This window comes from Nostoc sp. 'Peltigera membranacea cyanobiont' 213, assembly GCF_002245975.1.
GTDB lineage: Bacteria > Cyanobacteriota > Cyanobacteriia > Cyanobacteriales > Nostocaceae > Nostoc.
In genome coordinates, this window is the sequence record NZ_NOLI01000274.1 from 1 (window position 1) to 4,316 (window position 4,316).

Below are 4,316 nucleotides of genomic sequence, written 5' to 3' on the forward strand. Positions count from 1 at the left end.
CCTAATATTCGTGACGGGCAAGATGCCCATCCCACAAGAAATATTTGGTATATTTTTTTATTTGTCAGTCCCTAACTTAGTTTATCGTAGGAAATGGCGAAGAATCATCATCCGAATCTTCTTCACCAGTAAACCAAAAAGTTTTTTCCAAAGAGCGATGCCTGCGGCGGTTGGCTATCCCAGACACACCTTGAAGAGATCGGATGCTTGCCGATTTTGTGAAAATCAATTCTGCAACCAACCAGCCATCACAGCAACTATCAAAAATACACCCATCGCCAAACGGTAGAAAACAAAAATCAAGGTACTGTGTTTTTCCAGGTAGCGCAGGAGTCCCCAAATTGCGGCAAAAGCGGAAATGCTGGCGGAGATTAAGCCTACCAACAAAGTCAACCAACCGGCTGTACTCAGTCCTGCTTTTGTAAGAGTATGGAGTTCCACAGCACCTGCCAAAATCACGGCTGGTAAACCCAACAAAAAAGAAAACCGGGCTGATGTCTCCCGTTCCATGCCCAAAAATAACCCAGCAGTGAGGGTAGAACCTGAGCGAGAAACGCCAGGAATCAGGGCAAAAGCTTGAGCAACTCCTACCCAAATGCCATCCCAGAGGGTGAGGTTGTCGAAAGTGCGATCGCGTCCTCCGCGTTTTTCGGCGATCGCTAGCAATCCTGACATAATAATTGAAGCCGCACCGATAACTACTAATCCTCGCATCGGTGAGTTACAAGCGTTAAGAATTGGTTTGAGTAGCACGCCAGCCACAGCAATGGGCAAGGTTCCAATTAATAAGCCCAACATCAGTTGCAAAGAACTAGATTGATAATCTTGTCCGCTAATTGCTCTAACTGTCTCTCCGGTTAATTTTTTTAAGTCTTGCCAAAAATAAACTAAAACCGCGCTCAAGCTAGCTAACTGCATTGCTGCTGAAAAAGCAGATCCCGGATCTTTCAGTCCCAATAGAGTTGGTACTATCCGCAAATGAGCAGTACTGCTAATTGGTAGTAGTTCTGTAATTCCCTGAACGATGCCTAAAATAATTACGTCAATCCAGCTAAGATTAGCAAAGTCTAGATTCACTTCACTACCATTGCCACAGACTGCACTCGCCACCACAAAAGAAAGCATCATATCAGGCGTAAATAATTTACTTTTAATCAAACACCGACAAAGTAACTTATGTTAGTGACGCTTCTGTGACTAAGACATGGCACTTGGATGACATCTAAATAAATACAAAATATTGTGTGTTCGCGCAATGTGTCCTTAGGCAACAAATATTATTTGGTTATTTTCAAAACCTCTTTAACTAGTACACCACAGCGTAAATAAAGCTACCATTTCAAATCAACGAAAGGCTTACGCTGTATTCATTTTGAATTTTGAATTTTGAATTTTGAATTTTGAATTTTGAATTCCGCCTTGCGGTACTAGTCATATTTCGCACTGACTAAACTTGCTAATTAAGTGTTATTTTAGTCACAAAAATAAAATAAGGCAGGTAAATCCTGCCTTGTGTGTCACGAAAAGTTAGGTTAATTTCATCTTTTCTTAGCATTGCACGTCTTATTGACAAAGCTATTACCAAGTTATGTCAAAATTGTGACTGCACCAGTTGTAAAAAGTGATTGGACATTCGCTATTTTTTTCCAATGACCAATGACCAATGACCAATGACCAATGACCAATGACCAATTCAAAGCGTCAATGTTTCCCAATCTAAATCTGACGCTATTTGAGCAAGTTTATCTAAATCAGTCAGATTATCTAAATAAGGTAAACAGCCTAAGACTGGCGTGTTAGTGAGTGATTGAATCAATTGCGGTGGTGTCCAATCAGCTATTTCTGCATCCGTTCGAGGTTGTACGCAGTTCAAAACAATGCCTTTGAGATTAACGCGCGATTGTCTAGCTAATGCGACGTTCGCCACTGCTTGAGCGATCGCACCTAATCTAACTGGCACTACTAATACTGTTGGTAAACGCCATTCTGCGGCTAAATCAGCTACCGTTAACTCCTCAGTTACAGGCGAACCTAACCCTCCCAAGGCTTCTACAAGCACAAAATCACGCTGCGATCGCAATTTAGACAAAGCTTGCCACACAAGAGCTAAATCGACTCGACGATTTTCTCTTGCGGCGGCGATGGGAGGCGCTAAAGGTGCTTCAAAATATAACGGTGTAATTTCTTCTGAGGATTGGTCTAGCGCAAATAGCTTTTGATACCATTCGCGATCGCCAATCCCCGATTGAATCGGTTTCATGATTCCCCAGCTACGTTGTGGGTAATATTTTTGCCAATAGGCTGCTAACGCTGTTGTTAAAACAGTTTTACCAGCTTCTGTATCAGTTCCAGTAATCAGTAGTGTGTTTAACATTAATTAATTTCTTTGGCCAGAAAATGGTTGTGTTCCATCAGCCGGCGGCAAGGTTTGTGTTTGACCAGTGGTCGGTGTTGGAATCGGTGTCTCTGTAGGAATAGGGAGCGGTGTTTCTGTAGGAATTGGAATCGGTGTCTCTGTGGGAATTGGAATCGGTGTTTCTGTGGGAATTGGAATCGGTGTTTCTGTAGGAATTGGAATCGGTGTTTCTGTAGGAATAGGGAGCGGTGTTTCTGTAGGAATTGGTTGAACTGGTTTTTCTAATGCAACATTCAGGTTGTAATTGCTTTCGGCAACTCCTGAAAGTAGTGTTAACTCAATAGTATATCTACCAGTAACCAGCAATTTGCCTTGATACGCCGTTATTTGCTGAGTATTAGGATCGATTGGTTGTTCATTGGGACTTAAGACTGTTAACAAAACGCTGCTTCCTGGCTCAAGAAATGCAGTTAACTTGTCACCTTCCTGCCCCAAAAAAGTGTACCGGATGATTTGATTTATTTTGAGAGTATCTTTAACTGTGGCTGTATTATTAGCTGCTCCCAGGTTGAGCCGCCTACTAGATACAACAGGTTGCTCTTTGGTGGGTGTGGGAGTAGATGTAGGTGTAAATGTAGAACCACCAGAAATAACTGGTGAAGGAAAATTTTGGGGAAGCGTCTGAGTTGGTGATGGTTTTGGCTGACTGCGGATAGAACTGACCAACGCCCAAGAACCAAATCCGGCAACGATCACTACAGCCGCGCCAATTGCTGCGATCGCTAAGGGGTTATCCAAGACTGAACTAGTGAGACTTGGTGGAATCACTGGATCGGGTTGTTTCTTCGGCGAAGCTGCTGGTGGTACTGAGTCAGGACGGCGACCAACAGCCATTGTCTGCAAGTTAGATACCTGAAGAGGAGGAAGATTGACTTGCCCTAAAGGTTGTAGTGCTTGAGATACACTTGCAGCACTCTGATAGCGATCGCTCGGTATATGATTCAACATTCGATTCAAAACCTGGGCAAATCGCGGATTAACTGTTACCCATCGCTGCCAATTCCAAGTTAGTTGATTTTCGTCAAATAACTCCCTTGGTTCTTTACCAGTCAGCAAAACAATTGCACTTACCGCTAAGGCATACAAGTCACTACTAGGATAAGCTCCCCCTGTTTGCATTTGTTCGCTAGGAGAGTAGCCTAATTTTCCCACAGTAGTTTCGGGCATTGCACTCTCTGGCGATCGCAACCGCGTTGCTAGTTCTTTTACCACCCCAAAGTCAATTAACACAGGTTTAGCATCACTATCTCGCAAAATAATATTTTCTGGCGAGATATCCCGGTGAATAATTCCTCGGCTGTGAATATGCTCTAAAACTGGCAATAACAACTGTATCAGTTGCAATACTTCCGGCTCTGTGAAAGTTCGACCAACAGCTAGCCGTTCATCCAGTAAAGTTCGGTATGTCTGGCCTGCAACGTAATCCTCCACCAAAAATAAGCGCTGGTCTTGCTCAAATCTTTCCCGGAATTTAGGCACTTGCGGGTGTTCTATTTGATACAAAATGGCAGCTTCTCGGTGAAAAAGCTCTTGCGCCTTCTCTAAAGCCAAAGCCTCCGTTGCTGTTGAAATCAATTCCTTGATCGCGCAAAGTTCGTTAAAGCGCCTCTGGTCTTCTGCCAGATAGGTTCTACCAAATCCTCCTTGTCCGAGAATTTGAATTATGCGGTAACGGTTTTGCAAGACAGTGCCAACTTTAATGGGTGGTTGCATGATCGATTGATTGAGTGTAGTAGCAACTGCGGAGGAAGTGACCCCCAGTTAGGAGTATAAGCAAAGTCACGCTTTAAGTCCCGTTATGTAATTCTGAGAACACATGAAGAATCCTAAGTTCCAAGTACTGTACATGGATAGCGGGGCGTTTAGCCAGTACTGAGTTAATACCCCTTCCCCCTGCCCC

4 protein-coding genes are annotated in these 4,316 nt (G+C 43.4%); 1 reads left to right on the forward strand and 3 read right to left on the reverse strand.

Features of this window, described 5'->3' with window-relative positions; all coding sequences use genetic code 11:
• Positions 1 to 289 (forward strand): hypothetical protein (locus CDG77_RS38290; RefSeq protein WP_223270127.1); only part of this gene is annotated, 289 nt, incomplete at its 5' end.
• Here the strand turns inward: CDG77_RS38290 and CDG77_RS33720 are convergent.
• The 3 genes from CDG77_RS33720 to CDG77_RS33730 form a co-directional block, all read right to left on the reverse strand.
• On the reverse strand, positions 226 to 1,128 hold the full coding sequence (locus CDG77_RS33720; protein WP_094333506.1) for an undecaprenyl-diphosphate phosphatase: 903 nt from the start codon (positions 1,126 to 1,128) through the stop codon (positions 226 to 228). The genes CDG77_RS38290 and CDG77_RS33720 overlap by 64 nt on opposite strands.
• A 565-nt stretch (positions 1,129 to 1,693) precedes the next feature.
• The gene (gene bioD, locus CDG77_RS33725; RefSeq protein ID WP_094333507.1) at positions 1,694 to 2,374 is read right to left on the reverse strand and encodes a dethiobiotin synthase; all 681 of its coding nucleotides are present in this window, start codon (positions 2,372 to 2,374) and stop codon (positions 1,694 to 1,696) included.
• Positions 2,375 to 2,377: 3 nt separating this feature from the next.
• Complete coding sequence (locus CDG77_RS33730; protein ID WP_094333508.1) at positions 2,378 to 4,129, reverse strand: serine/threonine-protein kinase; 1,752 nt, start codon at positions 4,127 to 4,129, stop codon at positions 2,378 to 2,380.
• Positions 4,130 to 4,316: the final 187 nt, after the last annotated feature.